This is a genomic window from Nonomuraea sp. NPDC050227 (assembly GCF_044459705.1).
Classification (GTDB): domain Bacteria; phylum Actinomycetota; class Actinomycetes; order Streptosporangiales; family Streptosporangiaceae; genus Nonomuraea.
Genome location: NZ_JBITJF010000015.1, coordinates 148,041 through 173,896 on the forward strand (window position 1 = coordinate 148,041; position 25,856 = coordinate 173,896).

Sequence of the window (25,856 nt, forward strand, 5' to 3'; positions counted from 1 at the left end):
GCCTGACAGCGTGGACATGGAAGAGCTGTCTCAACGCATCAGGTCGAACGACCCCGCCCTCGGCCTGCGGGCGGTGGGCGCGCTGCACCGGCTGGCCGAGCAGGTCGAGGCGGCGTCGGTGGCGGCGGCCAGGGAGCAGGGCTGGACCTGGGAACAGATCGGCGACGCGCTCGGCATGTCGCGGCAGTCCGTGCACGCCAGATACGGAAAGTGAGGATCGCCATGTTCGGCAAGGAGAAGAGCCCCTTCGCGGCCGTCGTCAGCGCGGCGCTCGACGAGGCCAGGCAGCGCGGCGACCGGCGGCTCGGCACCGAGCACCTGCTGCTCGGCCTGCTGCACGATCCCGCCGCCGAGCCGGCGCGGGCGCTCGGCGTCGACCTGGCCGGGGCGCGCGCCGCGCTCGACGAGCTCGACCGCGAGGCGCTGCGCTCGATCGGCCTCGACCTCGGCCAGGCCCCGCGCGCGACGCCCCGCCGGCATCCGCCGGTCCCCGGCACCGCGCTCACGTCGAGCGCCCGCGCGGTGATCAACGCCGCCATCGGGGCCACCCGGCGGAAGACCAGGCCGCAGGCGCCCCGCCACCTCCTGCTCGCCCTCCTGGAGCTCGACCGCCACGACCCGGTGGCCCGGCTGATCGACCAGCTCGGGATCGACCGCGCGGCCGTCCGCGCCCGGGTCGCCTGATCGGCGACACGGGAGAAATCCGGTTGAAGCCGCGGCCGGGGCGCTGACATGGTCGAAGGATGCGGCGTACATACGATGACCTGGTCGAGGAGGCCGACACGGTGTCCGTGGCCGGCTGGGACTTCTCCTGGCTGGAGGGCCGGGCCACCGAGGAGCGGCCCTCGTGGGGCTACTCCCGCCTGCTGGCCGGGCGGATGGCGGAGGCGCGGGCGGCGCTCGACGTCCAGACCGGCGGGGGCGAGATCCTGGCCGGGCTGCCCACGCTGCCGAAGGTGACGGTGGCGACCGAGTCGTGGCCGCCCAACCTGGCGCTGGCCGCCGCCCGGCTGCGCCCGCGCGGCGCGTACGTGGTGGCCGACGACGACGAGCCGCGCCTGCCGTTCCGCGACGGCGTCTTCGACCTCGTGGTCAGCCGCCATCCGGTGGCGACCTGGTGGGCGGAGATCGCCCGGGTGCTGCGTCCCGGGGGCGCGTACTTCTCGCAGCAGGTCGGCCCGCGCAGCGTGTTCGAGCTGACCGAGTTCTTCATGGGCCCGCAGGACGGCTCGGCCCGCGACCCGCGCCAGGCCGTGGCGGAGGCGGAGGCGGCCGGGCTGGAGGTGGTCGACCTGCGGGCCGAGCGGCTGCGCATGGAGTTCCGCGACATCGGCGCGGTGATCTACTTCCTGCGCAAGGTGATCTGGATCGTGCCCGGCTTCTCGGTCGCCCGCTACGGCGACAGGCTGCGCGAGCTGCACGAGCTCATCGAGGCCGAGGGCCCGTTCGTCGCCCATTCGTCCAGGTTCCTCATCGAGGCCCGGCGGCCCTGGGCGCACCCGTCCTTCGGACGATGAAACGCGCCGGCGCGCTACCGCCTCAGGCGTACGCCGGGCCCGCCTGAGCACTCCCCGGGGCGCAGCGGCGGCGGCTCCCGGGGGGCGATTCGCCGCGCCGCGCGAAGGCGGACCCTGGAGGCAGGACGAAGGAGGAAGTCATGCATCCGCATCTCTGGCCGGTCTTCCCGGTCTTCTGGGGCCTGTTCTGGGTCGCGCTCATCGCGCTCGCCGTCACCGCCCGCCGCAAGGGCTGGTGGGGGCGTCGCCCGGCGGCCGTCCCTGACCGGCCAACCGCGTCGGCCGAGCAGATCCTGGCCGAGCGGTACGCCCGCGGCGAGCTGGGCGACGACGAGTTCTTCGAGAAGATGTCCGTGCTCAAGGGCGCAACCACCTAAACATCACTAAGGGTACAAGAACTGTCACTGGCCGCATCCGGCCTGCCGCGTTACGTTTCCCCCGAAAGCATCGCGCGCGACCGGGGAGGGCTGAGCGTGGAGGCGGTCACCCTGTTCGCCGGGGGCGTGGCAGCCGGGCTGGTGGCGGGCACCGCCTCGTGCACGGCCGCCCAGGGCGGGCTGCTCGTGGGCCTGGTCGGCCACCGCCCCGGCCGCGACCCGGCGCTGGTGGCCTGGTTCCTGGCCGGCCGGCTGGCGGCGTACACGCTGGTGGGAGCGCTGCTCGGGCTGCTCGGCTCGGCGGTCGGCCTGCCGCCGCGGGCGCGGGCCGTGCTCCTGGTCGCGGCCGGCTGCGCCGTGATCGTGTTCGCGATCCGGCTCATGCGCGGCGGGCGGCACGCGTGCGCCGAGCCCGTCCGGCCGTCCGGGTACCAGGCGCCGCTGCTGGGGGCGGCCACCGTCCTGGTGCCCTGCGGGGTGACGATCGGCATGGAGATGCTCGCCGTCTCCAGCGGCTCGCCGCTGTCGGGCGCGGCGGCCATGGCGGGGTTCGTGGTCGGCACGGCGCCGGCGTTCGCGCTGCTCGGCTACGTGCTGCGGCGGATCTCCCGCACCCGGCTGGCCAAGTTCGCCGGGGTCGTCGCCGTCGCCGCCGGGCTCTGGACCGTCGTGGCCGGGCTCAACCTGGGCGGCTGGACGGGTGAGGCCGCACCGGCCGCCGCCGGCCCCGCCGCCCGGACCGTCACGGTCTACGCCACCCGCGAGGGCTACCGGCCCGCCGCCGTGTCCGTCCCGGCGAACGTACCGGTCGAGGTCATCTTCAAACTGGTCGATCAGGGCTGCACGGGCACCGTCACCATCGACGGGCGCGACGTGGCCCTGCCCGCCACCGTACGGCTGCCGCCCCACCGCCCCGGCTCGCTGCGTTACGTGTGCGGGATGGGGATGTATTCGGGGTTCATCAGGTTCTCCTAGGGCCGTTGTCGGCGATTACGGTTCGCGATCGTATGATCACGTGCCACTCTGTCGCCATGGCCTGGTGGCAGGGAGAGGTGGCGACGCCGGCCGTTCCGGCGCCACGGGTGGGTGACGAGCCGGAGTTGCTGGTGGCCGCGCAGCAGGGCGACGCCCAGGCGGCCCACCGGCTCGGCAAGCTCTACGCCCAGCGCGGCGACCGCGCGGCGGCCCGGCTCTGGTGGGAGCTGGCGGCCGCGGGCGGCAACGTCGACAGCGCGTACAACCTGGGCGTCTGGCACGAGAAGCACGGCAGCCTGGAGGAGGCGGTCATCTGGTACGAGACCGCCGCGGCCACCGGCGACGCGGAGGCCGCCGCCAACCTGGCCACGCTCCTGCTCGAACAGCGCGGCGACGCCGGCGCCGCGCGGGCCTGGTTCGAACGCTCGGCCCTGGCCGGGTCGCGCGCCGCGGCCCGCCGGCTGGCGCTGCTGTGCGAGGACACCGGCGAGACCGGCGTGGCCCGCGAGTGGCACCGCAGGGCGGCCGACGACGGCGACATGGCCTCGGCCCACGACCTCGGCTTCCTGGCCTACTCCGCCGGCGAGGACGAGGAGACCGTGCGCTGGTGGGAGTACGCCGCCAGGGGCGGCCACGCCGACTCCGCCCACTGCATGGGCCTCTACCTGCACGCCAGCCGCGACCCGGAGGGCGCCGAGGCCTACTACCGGCTGGCCGCCAAGAACGAGCACCCGGGCGCCGCCTCCCGGCTCGGCGCCATCGCCCTGTCCCGCGGCGACCTGCGTACGGCCCGCGCCTGGTACGAGCGGGCGGCCGCCGCCGGGCGGCTGGAGGACCAGCGCATGGCCGGGTTCGTCTGCGTGGAGCTCGGCGACACCCCGGCGGCCAGCCACTGGTTCGGCAGGGCGGCGGCGGGCGGCGACGCCGAGTCCGCCTTCAACTACGGCCTGCTGCTGATCGCCGAGTTCGGCGACCTGGCCGGCGGCCGCCACTGGTTCCGCCAGGCGGCTCAGGCGGGCCACCACGGCGCGGCGGTCGAGCTGGGCGGGCTGCTGACGGTCGCCGGCGAGCTGGGCGAGGCCGAGGAGTGGCTGGCCGACCCGCCGCCGCAGGCGTGGGCGCGCACCGCCGAGCCCGAGCTGGCCGCCCGCGCGGAGCTGGCGTCCGCGGCCACCGGCCGCAGGGGCGGCGTGCCGCTGTCGGTGCCCGACCTGACGGAGGTGCTGGGCACCTGGGACCTGGTGACCAGGCCGCTGCACGACCACTCCGACGTGATCGGCTGGCTGGTGGAGCGGAGCGGGGTGCACCGCAGCGCGGTCGAGCACCTGGCGTCGGTGCGCGGCACGCTGCTGCGCCCCGGCAGCGCGCCGTGGCCGGGCACGGGCGAGATCCAGCACGTCCTCGCCACCGCCCGTGACCTGCGGCGCCGCCTGGGAGTGAGTTAGGGGCGCGACCGCCGGCCGCGCCCCCGGAAGAGCATCAGAGAACGTCGGCGACCGGCGTGTACGGCAGCCCCAGCGCCTGGGCGACCGGCTCGTTGGTGAGCAGGCCGTCATGGGTGTTCAGACCGCCCGCGAGGCCCTGGTCGGCCTTCAGCGCGTCGCGCCAGCCCAGGTTGGCCAGCTTGACCGCGTACGGGAGCGTCGCGTTGGTCAGGGCGTAGGTGGAGGTGTTGGCCACCGAGCCCGGCATGTTGGCCACGCAGTAGAAGATCGACTTGTGCACCGTGTACGTCGGCTCGGCGTGCGTGGTCGGCCGCGAGTCCTCGAAGCAGCCGCCCTGGTCGATGGCGATGTCCACGAGCACCGAGCCCGGCTTCATCCGCGCGACCAGGTCGTTGGAGACCAGCGTCGGGGCCTTGGCGCCGGGGATCAGCACCGCGCCGATGACCAGGTCGGCCTGCAGCACCTCGCGCTCGATCGCGTACGAGGTGGACACGAGGGTCTTGAGCCGGCCCTGGTAGATGGCGTCGATGTGGCGGAGCCGGTCGATGTTGGTGTCGAGCACGGTCACGTCCGCGCCCATGCCGACAGCGATCTGCGCCGCGTTGAGGCCCGAGACGCCGCCGCCGATGACGACGACTTTGGCGGGGGCCACGCCGGGCACCCCGCCGGGCAGCACGCCGCGGCCGCCGTTGAAGCGCATGAGGTTGTAGGCGCCCACCTGCGGCGCGAGCCGGCCCGCGACCTCCGACATCGGGGCGAGCAACGGCAGCGTGTGGCCCACCTGCACGGTCTCGTACGCGATGCCGGTCGTCCTGGCGGCGAGCAGGGCGTCGGTGCACGGGCGGGAGGCGGCCAGGTGCAGGTAGGTGAACAGGACCAGGCCCTCGCGCAGGCGGTGGTACTCCTCGGCGATGGGCTCCTTGACCTTCAGGACCATGTCCGCCCCGGCCCAAACGGCGTCGGCGTTGTCGAGGATCTTCGCGCCCGCGGCGAGGTACTCCTCGTCGGTGATGTGTGAGCCGAGGCCGGCACCCCGCTGGACGGTGACGTCGTGACCGTTCCGCACCAGCTCGTGAACACCGGCGGGGGTGACCGCCACACGGTATTCGTGGTTCTTGACCTCGGCAGGGACGCCGATCTTCATCGTAGGGATCCTTTCGGAGACCGGCACTTCGTCGTACCGGGTGGGGAGGGTGTTAGAGGCGCGCCCACGCTTCCGAGAGCACACCCCGCAGGATGGATCCGATCTCGTCGAACTCCCTCTGCCCCGCGATCAGCGGGGGCGCGAGCTGGATCACGGGGTCGCCGCGGTCGTCCGCCCGGCAGTAGAGTCCGGCGTCGAACAGCGCCTTGGACAGGAATCCGCGCAGCAACCGCTCGGACTCCTCGGCGTTGAACGTCTCCTTGGTGGCCTTGTCCTTGACCAGCTCGATGCCCCAGAAGTAGCCCGAGCCCCGCACGTCGCCGACGATCGGCAGGTCGCGCAGGTCGTCGAGGGTCGCCTGGAAGAGGGGCTCGTTCTTGGTGACGTGGCCGAGCAGGTCCTCGCGCTCGAAGATGTCGAGGTTGGCGAGGGCCACGGCGGCCGACACGGGGTGGCCGCCGAAGGTGTAGCCGTGGGCGAACATGTTGTCGCCCTGCTTGAACGGCTCGAACAGCCGCTCGTGCGCGATCATGGCGCCGATGGGCGAGTAGCCGCTGGTCAGGCCCTTGGCGCAGGTGATGATGTCGGGCACGTAGTCGAACTTCTGGCCGCCGAACATGGTGCCGAGGCGGCCGAAGGCGCAGATGACCTCGTCGGAGACGAGCAGCACGTCGTACTCGTCGCAGATCTCGCGCAGGCGCTGGAAGTAGCCGGGGGGCGGCGGGAAGCAGCCGCCGGCGTTCTGGACGGGCTCGGCGAAGACGGCGGCCACCGTGTCGGGGCCCTCCATCTCGATGGCGCGGGCCACGCGGTCGGCCGCCCAGATGCCGTATTCCTCCGGCGACATGCCGGGGATGCCACTGATCTCGTCGGCGCGGTAGTGGTTCGTGTTCGGGACGCGCACCGAGCCGGGCACGAGGGGCTCGAACATCTGCTTGAACGCCGGGATGCCGGTGATCGACAGGGCGCCCTGCGGGGTGCCGTGGTAGGCGATCTGGCGGCTGATGACCTTGTGCTTGAGCGGCTTGCCGACGAGCTTGTAGTACTGCTTGGCCAGCTTCCACGCGGTCTCGACGGCCTCGCCGCCGCCGGTGGTGAAGAAGACCCGGTTCAGCTCGCCCGGCGCCTGCTCGGCCAGGCGGGCGGCCAGCTCGGCCGCCTTGGGGTGCGAGTAGGACCACAAGGGGAAGAAGGCCAGCTCCTGGGCCTGCTTGGCGGCGGCCTCGGCCAGCTCGCCACGCCCGTGCCCGACCTGGACGACGAACAGCCCGGCCAGGCCGTCGAGGTAACGCTTGCCGTGGATGTCGTAGATATAGGACCCCTCACCGCGCACGATGGTCGGGATCTCGTTCTCCTGGTAGGCGCTGTGCCTCGTGAAGTGCAACCACAGGTTGTCCTGCGCGGCCTTCAGGACGTCGTTTTCCGGCTGCGTCATGGTTATCTTCCCTTGTGTCGAACTCCCCACAGTGTGCATCTTCACCTGCGGTTTGCCAAGCGAATCGGTCGCAGCACTATGCAAGAAAATCGAGATCCGCAGAACCGTTGTGTAACAGCAACGAAATCCGCAGGTAGATTAACGCGCGGGTCATGCCCGTTTCCATACTGTGGAACCTTCTGTGATCCAATGAGACCAAACTGCCGAGAACGACCCCCGGGGGACCGTCCCGTGACTCCTGACCAGATCGAGAGCGCCGTCGCCGCCGCGATGCCCCGAGCCATCGAGGAGCTCAAGCGGCTCGCCTCCATTCCCTCCGTGGCCTTCCCCGGGCACCCGGAGGAGCCGGTCTACGCCGCCGCGGCGGCGACGGAGGAGCTCGTGCGCTCGGCGGGCCTGCCGCACGTCCAGCAGGTCGCCGTCGAAGGCAGCTTCCCCGCGATCTACGGCGAGGCCCCGGCCCCTCCCGGCGCGCCCACCGTCCTGCTGTACGCGCACTACGACGTGCAGCCCGCCGGCGACCTGGCCGCCTGGCGCACGCCGCCGTTCGAGCCCACCCTGATCGACGGCAAGCTGTACGGCCGCGGCTGCGCCGACGACAAGTCGGGCATCATCTCCCACATCGCCGCGCTGCGCGCCTTCCAGGGCCGGTTCCCGGTGGGCATCAAGGTCATCATCGAGGGCCAGGAGGAGTACGCGGGCGAGCGCCTGGAGGCCTTCGTCGAGCGCAACCCCGAGCTGCTGCGGGCCGACGCCATCGTGGTCGCCGACACCGGCAACCCGCGCGTCGGCGACCCGGCGGTCACGACGTCGCTGCGCGGCATGGCGGCCTTCACCATCGAGGTGCGAACGCTGCGCGAGGCCGTGCACAGCGGCTCGTTCGGCGGCGCCGCCCCCGACGCGCTGGCCGCCCTGATGCGCATGCTGACCGCGCTGCACGACGAGAACGGCGACATCCGGGTGCCCGGCCTGCCGCGCGGCAGCTTCCTCGGCCAGGGGCCCTCGGAGGAGGAGTTCAGGAAGACCGCCGGCGTGGCGGACGGCGTCTCGCTGGTCGGCTCCGGCTCGCTGGCCGACCGGCTGTGGGCCTCGTACGCCATCACCGTCACGGGCCTCGACGTGCCGACCGTGTCGGGCGCCGTGAACGCGGTCCAGCCGGCGGCGCGGGCCCGGGTGACCGTCCGGGTGCCTCCGTCCGGCGACCCGAAGACCACGGTCAACGCCGTGGTGGAGTTCCTGCGCCAGGTGGCGCCGTGGGGCGTGCAGGTGTCGTTCGACGACTTCACCGTCGGGTCCGGCTTCCAGGCCGACTCCGGCGGCAAGGCGCGGGCGGCGCTCAACCGGGCGATGGAGCGCGCGTTCGGCCGCCCGCCGCGCGACGTGGGCGCGGGCGGGTCGATCCCGCTGGTGAACACGCTGCTCAAGCAGTACCCGGCGGCCGAGATCCTGCTGTTCGGCGCCGAGGACGAGGACGCCGCCATCCACGCCCCCAACGAGCGGGTCGACCTTGAGGAGCTGCGCCGGGTGGCCACCGCCGAGGCGCTGTTCCTGCAGGAGCTGAGCCTGCCGTCGGCGCTCGGCGTCTGAGCCGCGCCTCTCGCCCCCCGGGCGGAAATTGCGTTGCCCTTCCTGGCCGGCGTTCGTCAGACTGCACGACGTTCCGCGGAAATCGCCGGGAGGGGCTGCGCATGTTGACCGACGAGCAGATCGAGTCGTTCGTCGAGGACGGGTTCGTCCGGCTTCCCGGCGCGGTTCCCCCGGAGACCGCCGAGCAGTGCCGGGCCGAGCTGTGGGCGGCCGGCGGTTGCGACCCCGACGACCCGTCGAGCTGGACCCAGCCGGTGGTGCGGCTGGGCTGGATCGCGACCCCGCCGTTCCGCGCGGCGGCCAACACGCAGGCGCTGCACGAGGCCTACGACCAGCTCGTGGGCGCCGGGCGGTGGACCGCGCCCATGGGCCTCGGCACCTTCCCGCTGCGTTTCCCCAGCGACGAGGAGCCCGGGGACGACGGCTGGCACCTGGAGGCGAGCTTCGCCGGTGACGCCGGCGAGTACCGGGTGAACCTGCGCTCGCGCGGCCGGGCCCTCCTCATGCTGTTCCTGTTCTCCGAGGTCGGCCCCGACGACGCCCCCACCCGGGTACGCGTCGGCTCACATCTGGACGTGCCCGCCCTGCTCGCCGATTCCGGGGACGAAGGGCGTGAATGGTTCCCGCTGTGCGGGGAGGCCGTGCCGCTCAGCGAGGGGCGCCGGGAGGTCACCGTCACCGGCTCCCCCGGCGACGTCTTCCTGTGCCACCCGTTCCTGATCCACTCGGCCCAGCCGCATCGCGGCAGCGTGCCGCGGTTCATGGCCCAGCCGCCGCTGATGCCGACCGGCCTGCTCGACCTCACCGGCACCGCGCCGACGCCGGTCGAACGCGCGGTCCTGAAGGGGTTGAACGGGACCGCTCCGGCTTAGAACGCCCGGCGGTTCAAGCGGCGGGGGCTTGGCGGCTTGGGCCGGGCGGGTCAGGCGTGGTGGTCCGCCAGGCGTGGTGTCTGGTTGGTCGTGCCGCGGCTGACCAGGCGGAGGCCGGTTTCCACCAGGGCCCAGCCCAGCCGTCGTTCCCAGGCGCGGGCGACCGTCCCCGGGTGCGTCCGGGCTGTCCGACGGGGTGTCCGGGCGGCGGCGCGCAGCTCTTGCCCGCGCACTTGCTCGACAAGTAGGTATAAGTCGGGATTCATCCTGCTCTCTCCTCACGTCGTGAACGGGAACCCGTACAGGTGCACGGCCACGTTCTCGCGGCCCTCGGTGTCCCCCGCCTCGCCGGCCGCCCTGCCGCGGGCCGTCCACTTCACGACCACGTCGTCGATCTCCTGCCTGAGGTCGCGCAACTCCTCCGCGGTCAGCGACAGCAGGAACTCCGACCCGAAGGACGAGTCCTGCCAGGCCTCGCTCCAGGCCCACTGCGCGTCGAGGTAGCCGTCGTACATCTCGGCGAGCTGACGGGCGTGCAGGCGGGACAGGGTCTGGTGGACCACGACGCCCTCGGGGCTGTCGCGGAAGTCGGAGTTGCGGGTGGAGAAGCTCTCCGCCGACGTCCGCCACCAGCGCTCCCGGGCGTCGCCCCGGCCGCCCCGCGTCTCCTCGATGAGGCCGTGCGAAGCGAGTTTGCGCAGGTGGTAGCTGACCAGGGAGACCGCCTCGTCCACCTGCTCGGCGAGCTGCGAGGCGGTCGCGAGCTCGGCGACCTTGAGCGCGCGGTACAGCTTCATGCGCAGCGGGTGCGCCAGCGCCTTGAGCGTGCCGACGTCCTGGACGCGGGGCCGATCGGAGCTTGCCATGCCTTCACGCTAGATGCGAAAGGAAAATTGCGCAATAAAAGTTGCGAGATATTTTCTGTCGCAGCCGCTCGCCATACTGCGTCGGGAACAGGGACACGACGAGGGGAGCAGCAGCCATGAGCGAGGCATCGCGGGGCGTTTCCGGCACGACGGCGCGGAGGTGAGGCGGATGGCGACGTTCGCGCTGATCCACGGCGGCGGCAGCTCCGCCTGGGACTGGCATCTGGTCGAGGCCGAGCTGCGCGCCCGGGGCCACCGCACGGTGGCCGTCGACCTGCCGATCGAGGACGAGTCGGCCGGCCTGGCCGACTACGCCGACACGGTGGCGCGGGCCGTCGGCGAGGCGGACGAACTGGTCGTGGTGGCCCACTCGTGGGGCGGCTTCGTCGCCCCGCTGGTCTGCGACCGTCTGCCCGTCAAGCTGCTCGTGCTGGTCACGGCCATGATCCCGGTGCCGGGCGAGCCGCCGGGCGAGTGGTGGGCCAACACCGGCTACCGAGGCGCCGAGGGCCTGGACACGATCGCCGAGTACATGCACGACGTCCCGGAGGAGCTGGCGCAGGAGGAGTTGTCCCGGGGGCGTCCGCAGGCGGAGAAGTCGTCCGTCGAGCCGTGGCCGGGCGCGGCGTGGCCCGACGTGCCGACGCGGTTCCTGCTCTGCCGGGACGACCGGTTCTTCCCGCCCGAGTTCATGCGGCGGGTGGTCCGGGAGCGGCTCGGTGTCATGCCCGACGAGATCGGGGGCAGTCACATGGTCATGCTGTCGCGGCCGAAGGAGCTGGCCGAGCGGTTCGAGGCGTATCTCACAGTGTGACGCACCGCATCACGAGGTAATCTTTTGTACTGACCAGTCAGTTCAAGAGATGGGGTTGTGGTGATCGTCGCGGAGGGCTTGTCGATCGAGGGGGTGTACCCAACGGTCTCGCTGAAGGCGGGCCCCGGGACGCTCACGGCGGTCGCCGGACCGGCGGGCAGCGGGCGGACGAGCCTGCTGCTCACGCTGGCCGGGCGGATGAAGCCGACGACGGGCACGCTCTCCGTCGCCGGGCACACCAGGCCGCGGGCCATCCGCAAGGCGGCGGCGCTCGCGCTGGTCGACGGTGTGACGGATCTCGACAGAGCGCTGACGGTCAAGGAGCACCTGCGCGAGCGCAGGCGCAAGCCGTACCAGGAAGTCCTGAAGCGGGCGGGGCTCGCGGCGCCGGACACGACGCCGGTGAGCGAGCTGGACCGCGAGCAGCAGGTGCGCCTCGGCGTCGCCCTGGCCCTGCTGGACGAGCCCGCGGTGATCCTCGCCGACAACGTGGACGCGGGCCTGCCCGACGACCGCGTGCGAGCGCTCTGGGACCTCCTGCGCGACCTCGGCGCCGGCCTCGGCACGGCCGTGGTCGCGAGCTGCGTGCGCCCGCCCGCCCGCTACGACCACCTCGTGGAGCTGTGATGAAGGGCATGCTGCGGTCCCGGTTGACCCGGGCTGCGCTGGCGGCGGTGATCGTGCTGCCGCTGCTGTACGCCGGACTGTACCTGTGGTCGTTCTGGGACCCCCAGGGCAACCTCGACCGGGTCCCCGTCGCGCTGGTCATGGAGGACCGCCCGGCCACGGTCGACGGCAAGACCCTGCACGCGGGCCAGGACCTGGCCGACGAGCTGCGCGAGCGCCGGACGTTCGCCTGGCACGAGGCCACGCCCCGGCAGGCGGCCGACGGGGTCGCCGACGGCAGCTACTACCTGTCGCTCACCGTGCCCGCCGACTTCAGCGCCCGCCTGGCCTCGCCGTCCGACGACACGACGACCCCCACCCCCGCCCAGCTCGGCCTGCGCGTGGACACCGGCCGCAGCTACATCGTCGGCAGCATCTCCGACGCGGTCTTCAACGAGGTGCGCGCCGCCGCCGAGCGCACGGCCATCCACGACTACTTCGACAAGGTCTTCGTCTCGATCGGCGACATCCACGACGCCACCACCGAGGCCGCCGACGGCGCCGGCAAGCTGCACGACGGCGCGGTCAAGGCCGGCGACGGCGTCTCCCGGCTCAACTCCGGCCTCGGCACCGCCGAGAACGGCGCCCAGCAGCTCTCCGTCGGCCTGAACAGCGCCAACACCGCCACCGGCAAACTGCGGAACGGCTCGGCCCAGGTCACCGGCGGCATCGGCAAGGCGCAGCAGGCCATCGGCGAGCTGCGCGACGGCCTGCGCAAGCTCCGCAGCGAGGGCACCTCCGAGCTGCGGAAGGGCACCCGGAAGGCGGCCGACCAGGTCCACACCCAGACGCGCGCGGTCAACCAGCTCGCCGACAAGTACGTGCCGGTGCTGAACGAGTGGGGCCCGAAGGTCGCCGACGCCGCCGAGCAGGTGGCCGACGCCGCCGACCGGCTGGCGGACGGCTCCGGCACGGGCGCCGGCGCGACCCGCGCGGCGGGCAGCGCCCGCGAGGCCGCCTCCCAGGCCCAGGCCGCGCTCGACCGCCTCGGCGCGGACGCCGACCCCGAGGTGCGCTCCCTGCTGCGCAGCGCGGCGAACGCCGCCGAACGCGCCGCCGAGCAGGCCGGCTCGGCGGGCACCGGCGGCACGGGCGGCGCCTCCGCCCTGTCCGCCCAGGCCCGCGAGCTGGCCAGGAACGCCAGGAAGATCGCGGCCGTGGCCCCGCAGATCGGCCCCAAGGTCGACCAGGTCAGGACCCAGGTGAACGCCCTGGACGACGGCCTGGCCAAGCTGGCCGCGGGCGCGGCGACCGTGGACGCGAGCCTGGCCAAGGCCGGCACCGGCGCGGGCACCCTCTACCAGGGCGCGGCCAAGCTGCACGACGGCTCGGCCCAGGTGACCAGCGGCCTCGGACAGCTCGGCGGCGGGCTGGTCAAGCTCAGCGACGGCGCGAGCACGCTGCGCACCGGGGTCGGCCGGCTGCACGACGGCGCGGGCCAGGTGGACAAGGGCATGGACCAGCTCGCCAAGGGCTCGAAGGACCTGGCGGGCGGGCTCGGCGAGGGCGCGGAGAAGATCCCCGACTACGACGCCCAGCAGCGGGCCGCCCGCGCCGACGTGATGAGCGACCCGGTGCGGCTGGCCAAGACGGTCGACAACGAGGTCCCCAACTACGGCACCGGCTTCGCGCCGTTCTTCCTGCCGCTGGCGCTGTGGGTGGGCGCGATGATCACCTTCATGGTGCTCAAGCCGCTGAACCAGCGGCGGCTGGCCGGGACCCAGGGCGCGGTGCGCATCGCGCTGGCCGGCTGGCTGCCCGCGGTGGCGCTGGGCGCGGCCCAGGTCGGCGTGCTGGCGGCGGTGCTGCGGTTCGCGCTCGGCCTGGAGGCGGCCCACTGGCTCGGGGTGATCGGGCTACTGCTGCTCGCGGCGGCCGCGTTCCTGGCGGTGGTGCAGGCGGTCAACGCGCTGCTCGGGCCGCCCGGCCGGGTGGTGGGGCTGGCGCTGCTGATGCTCCAGCTCACCTCGGCGGCGGGGACGTACCCGATCGAGACCTCGCCCGGGTTCTTCCAGACGATCTCGCCGTGGTTGCCGATGAGCTGGGTCGTCTCGGCGCTGCGCAGGCTGATCAGTGGCGGCGATCTGACCGTGGTGTGGCAGGCTTGCGGCGTGCTGTCCGCATTCCTCGTGCTCGGGCTCGCGCTGACCACCCTCGCGGTGGAGCGGGGCCGCGTCTGGTCCATGAAGCGCCTGCACCCCGAGCTGTCGCTGTGAGCAGGCAGGACACCCGGGCGAAGGTGTTCACGGCGGCGGTCGAGCTGATCGCCGAGCAGGGCTACGCGGCCACCACGGTCGACGCGATCGCCGAGCGCGCCGGGGTGGCCAAGGGCACCGTGTTCTACAACTTCGGCAGCAAGGAGGGCCTGTTCTCCGCGCTGCTGGAGCACTCGATCGAGCGGCTGGCGGGCGCGCTGGCCGCCGCTGACACCGGCGAGAGCGGTGTGGCCGCCCTCGACTCGGTCGTGCTCGGCCAGCTGCGCTTCTTCGAGGAGCACGGCCCGTTCGCCCGGGTGTTGCTGGCCGAGATGTGGCGCACCGCCTGGCAGGAGGCGGTGGCGCGGCTGCGCGAGAGCGCGCTCGGCGTGTACGCGGGCGTGCTGCGCAGGGCGGCGGCCAGTGGCGAGATCCGCGCCGACCTCGACGTGGAGACGGCGGCGACCGCCCTGTTCGGCATGGTCCTGACGGTCGCCATCGAACGCCGCGCCCTCTACCCCGAGCGGCCGATCGAGCAGACCCACCAGACCCTGGTCGAGCTGCTCCACGGCCGCATCAGGTGAGGCGGGCTCAGCGCACCGGCAGCTCGTAGACGCGGCGCACGCTGCTGCCCAGCTTGCCGACGTCGGCGCCGTACACGTGCAGCGACACCCCGACCTCGTCGCTGGTGTTGAGCACCATGTGGATGTCGCCGGGCGGGGCGAAGCCGCTGACCTCGCCCGGCCGGTTGTCGGCGCGTCCGATCTCCAGCAGGTGGTCGCCCATGTCGCGGTAGAGCGTCTCGTGCTCGATGCCGCTGAGGATGCCGAACGTGCACCACGACACGTGGTCGTGGATGACCGTGTACTGGCCGGGACGCCACACGACGGCCACGATCGAGAACTCGTCCTGGGCGTGCAGCAGGTGGGAGGTATAGCGGTCGGGCGTGCCGAGGCGTTCCTCGGGCGTGAGGATGTCCATGCCGGGCAGCCGGTCGCGCAGCAGGTCGGCGACGGCGAAGGCGGTCTCGCGGGCGCCGAGCTTCCTGGCCACGATCTCGGAGATGCCGGACACCAGAACGTCGAGCCCTGGCCTGGTGGTGGTCGCGACCATGTTCACGGTGTCCCCCTAGGGAAAATGTGGCAATTTGTCCTCCCTCTCTACGGTGACCCATGGCGATCGATAGGTCCAACAGAAGTCTTCTGGCCTATTGATAGATACGATTGATGAATGCTCGACGTCGCCCGGCTCCGCGTCCTCGTCGCGGTGGCCCGCAAGGGGTCGCTCACCGCGGCCGCCAAGGAGCTCCACTATTCCCAGCCGTCCATCAGCCACCACCTGGCCCGGCTGGAGGCCGAGACCGGCGCCAAGCTCGTCCAGCGGGTGGGGCGCGGCATCCGGCTGACCGAGGCGGGCCGGCTGCTGGCCGACCGCGCGGCTGACATCATCGGCCGGATCGACGCCACGGCCGAGGAGCTGGCCGCCCACGTGGGGCTGCGGGAGGGCCGCGTGCGGCTGGCCGCCTTCCCGTCGGCGCTCGGCACGTTCATCCCGTCCGCCGTCCGCCGCCTGGCGGCCGCCCATCCCGGGCTGCGGCTGGAGCTCACCGAGACCGAGCCGCCCGAGGCCCTCAGGCTGCTGCGCGCCGGCCGCGTCGACGTCGCCGTCATGTTCCGGTACGACGACACCGCCCCCGAGGACGCCGGCCTGCACCTGATCCACCTCCTCGACGACCCCAGCTACCTGGTCTCCCCCGAACCGGGCGGCCAACTGGCCGACCACGCCGGCTCCCCCTGGATCGCCGGCTGCGACCGCTGCCGCAGCCACCTGCTCGACATCTGCGCCAAGGCCGGGTTCGAGCCGCGCATCTCCTTCACCAGCGACGACATCGTGGCCGTGCAGGCGCTCGTGGCGGCCGGCATGGGCCTGACCGTGCTGCCCGGCCTGGCGCTCAGCGCCCACCGCAACCCCGACGTCGCGGCGGCCCAGGTGCCCGGCTCCACCAGGCACGTGTACGCCGCCGTCTACGGCGATCCGCCGCACCCGCCGGCCACCGGCGCCCTGCTCGAAGCGCTCGGCGCGAGCCTGCCGCCCACCGGCGAAAGCCGTTGACGGCGTCCTTACGATGAGCACATGCCGGACATCACGCATATCGCGCTGTTCTGCGCGGCCACGCTGGGACTGCTCGTGGTCCCCGGCCCCGCGGTGCTCTACATCGTCACCCGCAGCGTCTCCCAGGGCCGGTCCGCCGGGTTCGTCTCGGTGCTGGGCGTGCACGCCGGCTCGCTGGTCCACATCGGCGCGGCGGCCCTCGGCCTCAGCGCGCTGATCGCGGCCTCGGCGACCGCGTTCACGGTCGTCAAGTACGTGGGCGTGGCGTACCTGCTCTGGCTCGGCCTGCGCAAGCTGATGAAGCGCGGCGGGGAGTCCGAGGAGGTCGTCGAGCTGCAGGTGCAGTCCAGGCGGCGGCTGTTCTGGGAGGGGTTCGTGGTCAACGTGCTCAATCCGAAGACGGCCGTGTTCTTCCTGACCTTCCTGCCGCTGTTCACCGTCCCGTCGGCGGGGCCGGTGGGACCGCAGATCCTGATGCTCGGCGGGTTGTGGCTGGTGCTGGGGATGGCCAGCGACGGCATGTACGCACTGCTGTCGTCCACGCTGGCCGGACGGCTGCGCGGGTCCGTACGGGCGCGGCGGCGGCTCGACGTGGGCAGCGGCCTGGTCTACCTCGGGCTGGCCGCGTGGCTCACAACCGAGAAGGCATGACAAGCCGCGAAATTTCCCGCTCTTAATGCGATAGTGAGATCGATCGGGGGACGAAAAGCCGGGACGTAGCAGCTAGGCGGACCCATGGACGCGCCACCGCACCGCCTCGGCCTCGAACGAGTCGTCGAGGTCTACTCGGGTCACGACGACGTGGTCGGCGTGACCGGGACCGGCCATGTGATCGGCACGGACCTCGTGCTGACCGCGTCCCTCGTGGTGGATCCCGACACGCCCTGCCAGGTGCGCCCGCCGTGGTCGTCCCGGTGGGCGGCGGCCGAGCAGGTCTGGCGCGGGCACGGCGCGGTGCTGCTGCGGGTGCCCGGACCGCCCTGGGCCGACGTGCCCGGCATCGGGCACCTTCGGTGGGCCGCCTTGTCCGGAGAAGGGGTGCCGTGCCTGGCCATGGGGTTCCCGCGGGCGCGGCGGCGGTCGGGGTTCAGGGACGTCCGGGTGCTGTCCGGAACCGCCGCCGCCCCCACGGGCCCGGCGTCGCGGACGCTCAGCATGGACGTGCCCGGCCCGCCGCCTCCGTTGGAGGTGTGGGCGGGCCTGACCGGAGCCGCGCTGCTGGCCGAGCCCGCCGGGCAGGTCGCCGCCGTCGTCACGGCCTCGGCCGCCGGGCACGCCCGGGGGCGGCTCGACGCGGTGCCCGTGGGCGTGCTGCTGCGCGACGACCGGTTCCGCGAGCTGACCGGTGCTGCGCCGGGCCCGCTGGAGAGCGTTTCCGCCGGTGACGGGCGGGTGATCCTGTCCGGGCTGCTGCTGCCGGCGCGGGAGCCGTTGCCGTCCGACTGCCCGGACTGGCGGCTGCTGCTGCCGCGGCACGCCGTGGTGCCGTACTCCGGGCGGGACGGGCAGCTCGCCGCCCTGCGGGCCTGGGCCGGGGAGCCGGCCGCGCTGTCGGTCGCGGTGGTGACCGGGCGGAGCGGCACGGGCCGTACCCGGCTGGCCGGGGAGCTGTGCGAGGAACTGCGGGAAGCAGGCTGGGACGCCGGTTTCCTGGCCCTGGACGCCGCGCTCGCCGCCCTGTCCGGGCGCGCGGCGGTGTCTTTGGAGGCGGTGCGGCCCTCGCTGGTGGTCGTGGAGTCGCCGGAGCCGTCCGCTCCGCTGGTGGGCGAGCTGGTACGGCGGCTGGCCAAGCACGGGCACAACCCCCGCGTACGGGTGTTGCTGCTGGCCCGCGAGCCCGGCGAGGCGGAGTGGTGGCGGCGGCTGGACACGGCGGCGGGCGGCTGGCTGCGCCGGCTCAACACCACGACCGTGCAGCTCAACCAGCACCCGCTCACCCTGAACGAGCGCACCGAGCACGCGTTCACGGCGATGAAGGCGTTCGCGCCGAGCCGGGCCGCGCTCCCCACGCCCCCGCGCCTGGACGACCCCGAGTACGGCCTGCCGCTCCGCGTCCACCTGGCGGCCCTGCTGCGGCTGCGCGGCGGCGAGACGGAGGTCCTGCCCGCGCCCACCGTCCCGGACGCCCTGCCCGGCGGCGGGATCGGCGCCCCGCCCTACCGGACGGCGCCCGATCCCCGCCCCGGGACGTCCTGGAACGCCTTCCGTCCCGGCGGCCGGAGCGGAACCCGGACGCGCGCGACGGTGACCGTCGGCGAGGAGCTGCTCAGCCGCTTCCTCGACCGCGAACGCGACCAGTGGGCCACCGTCTGGCCCGCCGGCCGCGCCCAGGTGGACGAGACCACCGCCCGGCAGTCCGTCGCCCTGCTCACGCTCACCGCCCCCACCCCCGCCGAGCTGCCCGGCCTGCTGTCGGCCGTGCCCGCCCTGCACGGCGACCCGCAGGCCGCGGCGGTCGTCGCCGACTGGCTGGGACGCGTCTTCCCCGGCGTGGACCGGCTGTGCCCGCTCGGGCCGGACCTGGTGGCCGAGCAGGCGCTCGCCGAGACCGAGGGCCTGGACGCGCTGGTTCTGGCCGTGCACGACCACGAGCGGCGGACGGCCGGGCACCTGGCACGCCTGCTCGACGTGCTCCGCCTGGGCGCGGAGCGGGCGGAGGTGGGGCGGGCGCTGCGTTCGCTGGTGACGTCCAGGATCGGGGCGCTGGTCGCGGAGGCGGCGGCGACCCCCGGCACCCGGCTCGGCGACCTGCTCAACGCCGCGCTCACGCGACTGCCGGCCGACCGGGCGACGACCGCGGCGGTGGCCGCGCTGCCCTTCGAACCGCAGGTGGATGCGCAGATCGATTCCCGAGGGGATTCGTGGGGCGCTTCCCGGGCTGGGCCGCCGCTCGGGTTGCGGGCCCTTGAGGTGACGCTGGCCGAGCTGGCCGTACGGCACTTCCGTGCAGGCGGCAGGCGGACCGCGCTGGCGGGGGCGCTGGCCCGGCTGTCGTCCCGGTTGTCGGCCGTGGGCCGGGTGGGTGAGGCGGTGGTGGCCGCCGCCGAGGCCGTGGAGATCTTCGCGGCCGCTCCCCCGTACGAGGAGGCGGCCGGGCAGGCGGAGGCGCTGTTCGTCCTGGGGGCGTGCCTGCTGCTCGCGGGCGAGCCCGGCAGCGCGCTCAGGCCCGCCCAGGAGGCGGCCACCCGGTTCCGCATCCTGGCCGAGGACGACCCCCGGTACGCGGGACGGGCCGGGCAGGCGTACCACAATCTGGCGTGCGCGCTGCTGGACTCGGGGCGGACGGCCGAGGCGGTGGAGGCGTTCGCGGCCGCGGGCGGTGCCGGCGAGGTCGCCGCAGCCCTGACCGACGTCCTCACAGCGCACGCCTCCCCCACAAGCCCCACCCTCGCTCCCCCGCCCCAGCCCCCCGCGCCCACCACCGCACAACCCCCGTCACCCAGCTCCGAACAGCCCACCACACCCGATGCCGGACCGCCCGTCATGCCAGGCGGCAACAGGCGGGTGCCCGCGCCTGTCCCGCCATTCGCCTCCTCCGGCCCCGAGCCGGGGGCGCTGCCCGAGTTGGCCGCCTGTCTTGCCGTCGCGGCCACCGCCGCCGTGGCGGGCGCGGCGCCGACCGACAGGGATCTGGCTCAGCGGTTGTGTCTGCTGGCCGGGTGGCTCGGTGAACACGGCAGGGCGGCCGAGGCCGTCGCTCCCGCCGCAGAGGCCGTCGTACGGCTGCGCGGCCTGGCGGACGAGGAGCCGGGCCTGCGGCTGATGCTGGCCGAGGCCGCGGGCCTGCTGGCCGGGCTGCACCGCGAGCTGGACGACCTGGACCAGGCCGAGCGGTTCGCCGCCGAGGCGGTGCGGAACCTGCGCGCGCTGGTCGCGCTCGAACCCGACGAGCACCGCCCGGCCCTGACCGTCCAGCTCCTCGACCTGGGCGAACTGCTGCTGACCGACGCGCGCCCCCGCGACGCGCTCGACCCGCTCCAGGACGCCGCGATCCTCGCCGCCGAACTGGGCGAACGGCACAGGGCCGTCAGGGCTCGCTCCAGACACCTGCTCGCCCTCTGCCTCGCCGAACTCGACCGCCCCGCCGACGCCCGAGCCCATGCGGAGGCGGCAGTCGCTCTGTACGACGCCCTGGGCACTCAAGACGCGTCCTACCGGCGACACCGGGAGGAGATCCGAGCCTGGCAGGAGTCGACGGCCGACCCCACCGCCGCCGCCGGAGAAACCGAACAGCCCTGGATGACCACCCTGATCACCCCACCACCCGACGTGGCCAGAGCCGAACGAACCCTGATCGAACGCCGCGCCGCCCTGGACCCCACGAACGGCCCCGCATCCGCCGACGACCTTGCGGTCCTGGAGGGGCCACAGGTCATGGGCGGCCGTGGAGTCTTGGAAGGCCCCCCGGCCATAGGCGGACCTGGGGTCGCGGAAGACCCGCAAGTCCCCGCCGGACCGCCGCCCGCGAACGGTCCGCGAACCGCAGACAGGCCACAGGCCGCGGACGGGCCGCAAACTCCGGACGGGCCGCAAGCCGCGCGGGTGCAAGCGTACGCCGCCGCCCAGGCAGCGCTGGCACGCGCCTGGGCCGAGACCGGACGCGCCCGCGACGCCCTCCGCCTCGCAACCCAGGCCGCCGACCTGCTACGACGCCACGCGACACCTGACGACCCCGGCGACGGGAATGACGCGAACGGCGCGGGTGGCGCGGGCGTGAGCGGCGCGGGCCTGGGCGGCTCCGGTGTGGGCGACGGGAGCACCCAGGGGGCTGGAGTCGGTAGGGCGGTCGCGGGTGGGGCCGTTGTGGGTGGGGCCGTTGTGGGGGCGGTTGGGCGGGCGCTTGTGGGGTTGGGGCGGTATTCGGAGGCGGTGCCGTATCTGCGGGGTGCCGTTGAGGCGTGTGGGCCGCAGGCCGAGGTGAGCTTCGTGGTGCAGCAGGAGCTGGCCAAGCTGCTCGTCCTGGAGGTCGTGGCGCTGGAGGCCACGGGCCGCCTGGAGGTCGCCGACGGCGAGGCGGAGCGGCTGGTCGCGGTGTGCGAGGGGCTGGTGGCCGAGCGGCTGGAGTCCCCGGTCGTGCTCGCGGGCGCGCTGCGGCTGCACGCGGGCCTCCGGCTGGCCGCCGGGAACGTGGCAGGAGCGCTCCAATCGGTCACCCGCGCCCTGGACATCCTCGTGCCCGAGCCGCCCGAGCGCACCCGTCTGCTCACCGCCACCTGCCTGGAGCTCAGCGGCCTGTGCCACGCCGACCTGGACGAACGCGACCTCGCCGCCGCCGAGCTGGCCAAAGGCGTCGCCCTGATGGCCGAGGAGGGCCCGCTCACCCGGGACCTGGCCGGCGTGCACGTCCGAGCGCTGGCCCGCCTGGCCCGGCTCCGCGTGACCGGCCACGGCCCGTCCGCCGGAACCGACCTGTACGCCCAGATCCTCCGGGTACGCCCGCTGCCGCACCCCGACGTGCTCACCACGGCCGTGGACGAGCTGTCCGCCCACCTGGGCGCGGCCACCCCGAGGACGGCCGCCAGGCTGCTGCCGCTGCTGACGGCGTTCGCCGAGGCGTTGGAGCGCGAGGCCCCGGTCAGCGAGAACCCGCTGCTGCACGAGCGGTTCGGCCACTGCCTCATGCTCGGCGGCGCGACGGCGGCTCCGGCCGTACGCGTCCTCAAGGGGCTGGCCGCGTTCGACGCCCGCCACCGGCACTCCCTGGGCCTGGCGCTGGCCGCGCTCGGCGACGCCGACCTGACCGTCCTTGAGCAGGCCGTGGACCTGTTGTCCGAGGACGGGAGGGCGCTGGCCGACACGCTGAACAGGTACGCGGTCAGGCTGTTGGAGGCCGGTCGGCCGGTGGAGGCGCTGGCCCACTCGGAACGCGCCGCCGACCTCTGCGACGAGCTGGACGAGCCCGCCGTCGCCGCCGCCACGTACGCCCAGCTCGGGGCCGCTCTGGCCGCCCTCGACCGTCCGCAGGCCGCGCTGGAGGCGGTGACCTGGTCGCTGGCCGAGCAGGAACGCGCCGCGGAGGCGCGGGGCGGCGAGTCCGGGCTGCTCGGCGTGCGCGCGCAGGCGATCCAGGTGCGCGGGCAGGTGCTGCGCGCGGCCGGCCGGACGCAGGAGGCGCTGGCCCACCTGGTGGAGGCCATGCGCCTGCACGTCCGGCTCGCCCGGCCCGCGGCGGCGGCCGAGGTGGCCGGGACGGTCGCCGACGACCTGCTGGCCGCCGGGCGTCCCGAGGAGGCCGCCGAGTACGCCAGGATCGCCGTCACCGGCCTGCCGCCGCGCACGCTCAGGCATGCCCTGGCCACCCAGCGCCTGGTCAGGTGCCACATGATGCTGGGCGAGGCGCGGGAGGCGGGCGCGCTGGCCGAGGAGCTGATCCGGCTGGCCAGGCGGTCGCCGGGCGAGCTGACGTACCGGGCGATCCTGGCCGATTCGCTGGCGCAGAGCTCGGAGCTGCTGCCCCTGCTGCGGCCCGGCGCGGCTGCGGAGGCCGAGCAGCGGGCCCGCGAGGCCATCGCGATCTACGACGAGCTGCTGACCACGGGCATGAACGCCGAGGCGCTGCACGTCAGCCGGGCGGGGGCCGGGCTGACGCTGGCCGCCGCGCTCCGGCTGCGCGAGCAGCCGGCGGCGGCGGTGGGGCCGCTGCGCGAGGCCGTCGCCGTGCTCGAACGCCACGCCCCCACGAACCCCCTGCTCGGCGGCATCCTGTCCCGCGCGCTGCTCATGCTGGGCGACGCGCTGATGGAGTCGGGCCGGGCTCTGGAGGCCGGCCTGGTCTTCCATCGCGGCGCCCAGGTCATCGACGACGAGCCGGCCGCCGCCGTCGCCCACGCCCGGCTCGGCTTCTGCCAGCAGGAGCTGGGCAGGGACGACGCGGCCGACACCGCGCTCCGGGTCGCGCACGGCCTGCTGCGCGGCCTCCTGACGGCCGGTGCCACCGCCCCGAACGGCGGGAACGGCGGGAACGGCGAGCTCACCGAGCTGCTGCGCGACGTGCTGCGCGGCCGGCTGCGGCTGCTGGAGAAGTCCGGCAGGCGCGAGGAGGCGGCCCAGGTGGAGGCCGAACTACGCACGATCTAGCCACCGCGCGGCCGGAGCCCACGAGCGACGACCGGGTGGTCAGGGGGTGGCGGCTTCGGCGGTTTGTCTGGCCCAGCGGTAGTCGGCCTTGCCGGCGGGCGAGCGGACCATCTCCTTCACGAACGCGTACGAACGCGGCACCTTGTACCCCGACAACGACGCCCGGCAGTGAACGTCCAGCTCGGCGGCGGTCACCTCGACGCCGGGACGCGGCTCGACCACCGCCGCCACCCTGCTCCCCCACCGGTCGTCCGGCACGCCGGTCACCACCGCGTCGAACACCGCCGGATGGCCCTTGAGCACGGCCTCGACCTCCTCGGGGAAGACCTTCTCCCCGCCGGTGTTGATGCACTGCGAGCCGCGGCCGAACACGTGCACGGTGCCGTCGGCGTCCACGGTCGCCAGGTCGCCGGTGAGCAGCCAGCGGGTGCCGTCGGGGTCGGTGACGAACGTGCGCGCCGACTTGTCCGGGTCGTTGTAGTAGCCGAACGCCACCCGCCCGGACCTGGCCACCGTCCCCATCTGCCCCGAACCCGGCGGAACGGGACGTCCCCGCTCGTCCAGGACGCTGATCCTGGCCGACGGGTTGGGCTGGTAGCGCAGCCCGGTCTCGGGCGTGGAGCCAGGCAGCGCGGAGGCGGTGTAGCCGGACTCCGTCGAGCCGAAGCTGTCCACGATCATGACGTCGGGCAGCAGGCCCTGGAGCCGGTCGCGGACCGCGCCGCTCAGGATCGCGCCGGTCGAGCTGACGACGAACAGCGACGACAGGTCGTACGTGCCCGTCTCCAGCGCCTCGGCCAGCGGCCTGGCCATGGCGTCGCCCGTGATGCTCATGGTCAGCACGCGTTCGCGCTCGACCGCCCGCCACACCTCGTCCGCGTCGAACTTGGGGACGAGCACCATCGTCCCGCCCGCCCACCAGCTGATGAAGGTGGCCATCTGCGCGGCGCCGTGCATGAGCGGCGAGGTGGCCATCATGATCATGGGCGTGGCCTTGACGGCCTCGTCGATCACCTCCTGCGGGGTGGTGCGCGGGTCGCCGTACGGGTTGCCGCCGCCGAAGGCCATGAACAGGTCCTCGACGTGCCACATCGCGCCCTTGGGCATGCCGGTGGTGCCGCCGGTGTAGATGATGTAGACGTCCTGGCCGGTGCGCGGGGCGAAGCCGCGTTCCGGATTGCCGCGCTCCAGCGCCGCCTCGTACGGCACCGCCGAGGCGATCGACGACTCGCCGCCGACCGCGATCAGGTGCTCCAGCAGCGGCGCCTGGTGCGCGACGGCGGCCACGCGGGGGTCGAACTCGACGTCGTAGACCAGCGCGCGCAGGTCGGCGTCCTGGTAGAGGTAGAGCAGCTCGGCCTCGACGTACCGGTAGTTGACGTTGATCGGCACGGCCCGGATCTTGAGCGCGGCCAGCAGCCCGGCCAGGTACTCCACGCCGTTGTACAGGTGCAGCCCGACGTGCTGGCCCGGCCGGACGCCGAGGTCGGCGAGGTAGTGGGCGAGCCGGTTGGCCTCGGCGTCCAGCTCGGCGTAGGTGCGCCGGCGGTCGCCGCAGATGACGGCGGTGCGGTCCCCGATCACGTCGGCGAGTGCTTCGAACAGGTCCGCGTGGTTGAACTCCATCAGGGTCTCTCCCGTCCGACGATCCACATCGCGAAGAACTGGGCTCCGCCGCCGTAGGCGTGGCCGAGCGCCGTGCGGGCGCCGTCCACCTGGTGCTCGCCGGCCTGGCCGCGCACCTGGAGCGCGGCCTCGGCGAACCTGATCAACCCCGAGGCCCCGATCGGGTTGCTGGACAGCACGCCGCCGGAGGCGTTCCACGGGATGTCGCCGTCGAGGGCCGTGGCGCCGGACTCGGTCAGCTTCCAGCCCTCGCCCTCCGCCGCGAATCCCAGGTTCTCCAGCCACATCGGCTCGTACCAGGAGAAGGGCACGTACACCTCGGCCACGTCGATCTCGCGGCGCGGGTCGGTGACGCCGGCCTGGCGGTAGACGTCGGCGGCGCAGTCCTTGCCGCCCTGAGGGCTGACGGTGTCGCGGCCGGCCCGGAAGATGGGCTCCGAGCGCATGGCGGTGCCGTGCACCCAGGCGGGGGTGCCGGTGACCTTGTGCTCGGCGGCCAGGACCATCGCGCACGCGCCGTCGCTGGACGGGCAGGTCTCCAGGTAGCGGATCGGCTCCCAGAGCATCGGCGTGGACTCGACCATCTTCTGGTCGATGCCGGGGATCCTGAGGTGGGCGTAGGGGTTCTTCAGGGCGTTGAGCCGGTCCTTGACGGCGACCAGCGTGCCGATGTGGCCGGGCGCGCCGGACCTGCGCATGTACTCGCGGATGTGCGGCGCGAAGTAGCCGCCCGCGCCGACCACGAGCGACGCGCTGAAGGGCAGGTGCGTGGACAGCGCCCAGGTGGCGTTGGACTCCGACTGCTTCTCGAAGGCCACCACGAGCACCCGCTCGTGCACGCCGCCCTGGATCAGGCTCGCGCCGACCAGCGCCGTCGAGCCGCCGACGCTGCCCGCGGTGTGCACCCGCATCATCGGCTTGCCCGCCGCGCCGAGCGCGTCGGCGAGGTACGCCTCGGGCATCATCACGCCCTCGAACAGGTCGGGCGCCTTGCCGACCACGACGGCGTCGATGTCCTTGAACGTCAGCCCGGCGTCCTCCAGGGCCCGCAGCGCCGCCTCGCGGACCAGGCCCGCGATGGAGACGTCCCTGCGCTTGGTGGTGTAGTGCGTCTGCCCGACCCCGATCACCGCGCAGCGGTTGCCCAT

21 protein-coding genes are annotated in these 25,856 nt (G+C 73.7%); 15 read left to right on the plus strand and 6 right to left on the minus strand.

Annotation, left to right across the window (positions count from 1 at the left end; translation table 11 throughout):
- Positions 1–16 precede the first annotated feature (16 nt).
- From ACIBK9_RS43675 to ACIBK9_RS43700, 6 genes are all read left to right on the plus strand, one after another.
- Positions 17–214, plus strand: coding sequence for a helix-turn-helix domain-containing protein (locus ACIBK9_RS43675; RefSeq protein ID WP_352326953.1), 198 nt, complete (start codon positions 17–19; stop codon positions 212–214).
- Positions 211–684, plus strand: a complete 474-nt coding sequence (locus ACIBK9_RS43680; RefSeq protein WP_397164886.1) for a Clp protease N-terminal domain-containing protein — start codon at positions 211–213, stop codon at positions 682–684. Before ACIBK9_RS43675 ends, ACIBK9_RS43680 begins: the two co-directional genes overlap by 4 nt.
- A gap of 59 nt (positions 685–743) precedes the next feature.
- A complete protein-coding gene (locus ACIBK9_RS43685; RefSeq protein WP_397164888.1) occupies positions 744–1,517 on the plus strand; it encodes a class I SAM-dependent methyltransferase in 774 nt (257 codons plus the stop codon).
- Between the two features lie 140 nt (positions 1,518–1,657).
- Entirely contained in the window at positions 1,658–1,894 is a 237-nt protein-coding gene (locus tag ACIBK9_RS43690) for an SHOCT domain-containing protein (RefSeq protein WP_387668614.1), read from the plus strand.
- A 96-nt stretch (positions 1,895–1,990) separates the two neighbouring features.
- Complete coding sequence (locus ACIBK9_RS43695) at positions 1,991–2,869, plus strand: sulfite exporter TauE/SafE family protein (protein ID WP_397164890.1); 879 nt, start codon at positions 1,991–1,993, stop codon at positions 2,867–2,869.
- A gap of 56 nt (positions 2,870–2,925) precedes the next feature.
- The gene (locus tag ACIBK9_RS43700) at positions 2,926–4,314 is read left to right on the plus strand and encodes a tetratricopeptide repeat protein (protein ID WP_397164891.1); all 1,389 of its coding nucleotides are present in this window, start codon (positions 2,926–2,928) and stop codon (positions 4,312–4,314) included.
- 34 nt (positions 4,315–4,348) lie between these two features.
- On the opposite strand, the gene ald is transcribed toward ACIBK9_RS43700, so the two are convergent.
- Both ald and ACIBK9_RS43710 read right to left on the minus strand, forming a co-directional pair.
- On the minus strand, positions 4,349–5,458 hold the full coding sequence (gene ald, locus ACIBK9_RS43705) for an alanine dehydrogenase (RefSeq protein ID WP_397164893.1): 1,110 nt from the start codon (positions 5,456–5,458) through the stop codon (positions 4,349–4,351).
- A gap of 52 nt (positions 5,459–5,510) precedes the next feature.
- Positions 5,511–6,893 carry an aspartate aminotransferase family protein gene (locus ACIBK9_RS43710; RefSeq protein ID WP_364325551.1) on the minus strand — a complete coding sequence of 461 codons (1,383 nt, stop codon included), beginning with the start codon at positions 6,891–6,893 and terminating at the stop codon, positions 5,511–5,513.
- A gap of 231 nt (positions 6,894–7,124) precedes the next feature.
- Here ACIBK9_RS43710 and ACIBK9_RS43715 point away from each other — a divergent pair, with 231 nt between their 5' ends.
- Positions 7,125–8,480 (plus strand): dipeptidase, encoded by a 1,356-nt coding sequence (locus tag ACIBK9_RS43715; protein ID WP_352349425.1) that lies wholly within the window; start codon positions 7,125–7,127, stop codon positions 8,478–8,480.
- 101 nt (positions 8,481–8,581) lie between these two features.
- Complete coding sequence (locus ACIBK9_RS43720) at positions 8,582–9,352, plus strand: phytanoyl-CoA dioxygenase family protein (protein ID WP_397164895.1); 771 nt, start codon at positions 8,582–8,584, stop codon at positions 9,350–9,352.
- 278 nt (positions 9,353–9,630) lie between these two features.
- On the opposite strand, the gene ACIBK9_RS43725 is transcribed toward ACIBK9_RS43720, so the two are convergent.
- Positions 9,631–10,218 carry a helix-turn-helix domain-containing protein gene (locus tag ACIBK9_RS43725; protein ID WP_397164897.1) on the minus strand — a complete coding sequence of 196 codons (588 nt, stop codon included), beginning with the start codon at positions 10,216–10,218 and terminating at the stop codon, positions 9,631–9,633.
- A gap of 169 nt (positions 10,219–10,387) precedes the next feature.
- Between ACIBK9_RS43725 and ACIBK9_RS43730 the strand changes: the two genes are divergently transcribed.
- From ACIBK9_RS43730 to ACIBK9_RS43745, 4 genes are read left to right on the plus strand one after another with little or no spacing between them, the layout of a single operon-like run.
- Entirely contained in the window at positions 10,388–11,032 is a 645-nt protein-coding gene (locus tag ACIBK9_RS43730) for an alpha/beta fold hydrolase (protein WP_397164899.1), read from the plus strand.
- Positions 11,033–11,092: 60 nt separating this feature from the next.
- Entirely contained in the window at positions 11,093–11,659 is a 567-nt protein-coding gene (locus ACIBK9_RS43735; RefSeq protein WP_397164901.1) for an ATP-binding cassette domain-containing protein, read from the plus strand.
- Positions 11,659–13,914 carry a YhgE/Pip family protein gene (locus tag ACIBK9_RS43740; RefSeq protein WP_397164903.1) on the plus strand — a complete coding sequence of 752 codons (2,256 nt, stop codon included), beginning with the start codon at positions 11,659–11,661 and terminating at the stop codon, positions 13,912–13,914. Before ACIBK9_RS43735 ends, ACIBK9_RS43740 begins: the two co-directional genes overlap by 1 nt.
- Positions 13,911–14,477, plus strand: coding sequence for a TetR/AcrR family transcriptional regulator (locus tag ACIBK9_RS43745; RefSeq protein ID WP_352349411.1), 567 nt, complete (start codon positions 13,911–13,913; stop codon positions 14,475–14,477). The genes ACIBK9_RS43740 and ACIBK9_RS43745 overlap by 4 nt, the downstream gene beginning before the upstream one ends.
- 7 nt (positions 14,478–14,484) lie before the next feature.
- On the opposite strand, the gene ACIBK9_RS43750 is transcribed toward ACIBK9_RS43745, so the two are convergent.
- Positions 14,485–15,006, minus strand: coding sequence for a cysteine dioxygenase (locus ACIBK9_RS43750; protein ID WP_387669268.1), 522 nt, complete (start codon positions 15,004–15,006; stop codon positions 14,485–14,487).
- Between the two features lie 117 nt (positions 15,007–15,123).
- Between ACIBK9_RS43750 and ACIBK9_RS43755 the strand changes: the two genes are divergently transcribed.
- The 3 genes from ACIBK9_RS43755 (at position 15,124) to ACIBK9_RS43765 (ending at position 23,082) form a co-directional block, all read left to right on the plus strand.
- Positions 15,124–16,005, plus strand: coding sequence for a LysR family transcriptional regulator (locus tag ACIBK9_RS43755; RefSeq protein ID WP_397164905.1), 882 nt, complete (start codon positions 15,124–15,126; stop codon positions 16,003–16,005).
- Between the two features lie 21 nt (positions 16,006–16,026).
- Positions 16,027–16,656 (plus strand): LysE family translocator, encoded by a 630-nt coding sequence (locus tag ACIBK9_RS43760; RefSeq protein WP_397164906.1) that lies wholly within the window; start codon positions 16,027–16,029, stop codon positions 16,654–16,656.
- Positions 16,657–16,740: 84 nt separating this feature from the next.
- Entirely contained in the window at positions 16,741–23,082 is a 6,342-nt protein-coding gene (locus ACIBK9_RS43765) for a hypothetical protein (protein ID WP_397164908.1), read from the plus strand.
- Between the two features lie 39 nt (positions 23,083–23,121).
- On the opposite strand, the gene ACIBK9_RS43770 is transcribed toward ACIBK9_RS43765, so the two are convergent.
- Together ACIBK9_RS43770 and ACIBK9_RS43775 are read right to left on the minus strand one after the other, a co-directional pair.
- Complete coding sequence (locus ACIBK9_RS43770; RefSeq protein WP_397164910.1) at positions 23,122–24,708, minus strand: acyl-CoA synthetase; 1,587 nt, start codon at positions 24,706–24,708, stop codon at positions 23,122–23,124.
- Complete coding sequence (locus tag ACIBK9_RS43775) at positions 24,708–25,856, minus strand: thiolase domain-containing protein (RefSeq protein ID WP_352323091.1); 1,149 nt, start codon at positions 25,854–25,856, stop codon at positions 24,708–24,710. Before ACIBK9_RS43775 ends, ACIBK9_RS43770 begins: the two co-directional genes overlap by 1 nt.

What these genes read in the sequence shown, in the direction of transcription:
- ACIBK9_RS43675 (WP_352326953.1), top strand. Translation starts at nt 17, where the DNA reads ATGGAAGAGCTGTCTCAACGCATCAGGTCGAACGACCCCGCCCTCGGC.
- ACIBK9_RS43685 (WP_397164888.1), top strand. Translation starts at nt 744, where the DNA reads ATGCGGCGTACATACGATGACCTGGTCGAGGAGGCCGACACGGTGTCC.
- ACIBK9_RS43690 (WP_387668614.1), top strand. Translation starts at nt 1,658, where the DNA reads ATGCATCCGCATCTCTGGCCGGTCTTCCCGGTCTTCTGGGGCCTGTTC.
- ACIBK9_RS43700 (WP_397164891.1), top strand. Translation starts at nt 2,926, where the DNA reads ATGGCCTGGTGGCAGGGAGAGGTGGCGACGCCGGCCGTTCCGGCGCCA.
- ald (WP_397164893.1), bottom strand. Translation starts at nt 5,458, where the DNA reads ATGAAGATCGGCGTCCCTGCCGAGGTCAAGAACCACGAATACCGTGTG.
- ACIBK9_RS43710 (WP_364325551.1), bottom strand. Translation starts at nt 6,893, where the DNA reads ATGACGCAGCCGGAAAACGACGTCCTGAAGGCCGCGCAGGACAACCTG.
- ACIBK9_RS43720 (WP_397164895.1), top strand. Translation starts at nt 8,582, where the DNA reads ATGTTGACCGACGAGCAGATCGAGTCGTTCGTCGAGGACGGGTTCGTC.
- ACIBK9_RS43725 (WP_397164897.1), bottom strand. Translation starts at nt 10,218, where the DNA reads ATGGCAAGCTCCGATCGGCCCCGCGTCCAGGACGTCGGCACGCTCAAG.
- ACIBK9_RS43730 (WP_397164899.1), top strand. Translation starts at nt 10,388, where the DNA reads ATGGCGACGTTCGCGCTGATCCACGGCGGCGGCAGCTCCGCCTGGGAC.
- ACIBK9_RS43740 (WP_397164903.1), top strand. Translation starts at nt 11,659, where the DNA reads ATGAAGGGCATGCTGCGGTCCCGGTTGACCCGGGCTGCGCTGGCGGCG.
- ACIBK9_RS43750 (WP_387669268.1), bottom strand. Translation starts at nt 15,006, where the DNA reads ATGGTCGCGACCACCACCAGGCCAGGGCTCGACGTTCTGGTGTCCGGC.
- ACIBK9_RS43755 (WP_397164905.1), top strand. Translation starts at nt 15,124, where the DNA reads ATGCTCGACGTCGCCCGGCTCCGCGTCCTCGTCGCGGTGGCCCGCAAG.
- ACIBK9_RS43760 (WP_397164906.1), top strand. Translation starts at nt 16,027, where the DNA reads ATGCCGGACATCACGCATATCGCGCTGTTCTGCGCGGCCACGCTGGGA.
- ACIBK9_RS43765 (WP_397164908.1), top strand. Translation starts at nt 16,741, where the DNA reads ATGGACGCGCCACCGCACCGCCTCGGCCTCGAACGAGTCGTCGAGGTC.
- ACIBK9_RS43770 (WP_397164910.1), bottom strand. Translation starts at nt 24,708, where the DNA reads ATGGAGTTCAACCACGCGGACCTGTTCGAAGCACTCGCCGACGTGATC.
- ACIBK9_RS43775 (WP_352323091.1), bottom strand. Translation starts at nt 25,856, where the DNA reads ATGGGCAACCGCTGCGCGGTGATCGGGGTCGGGCAGACGCACTACACC.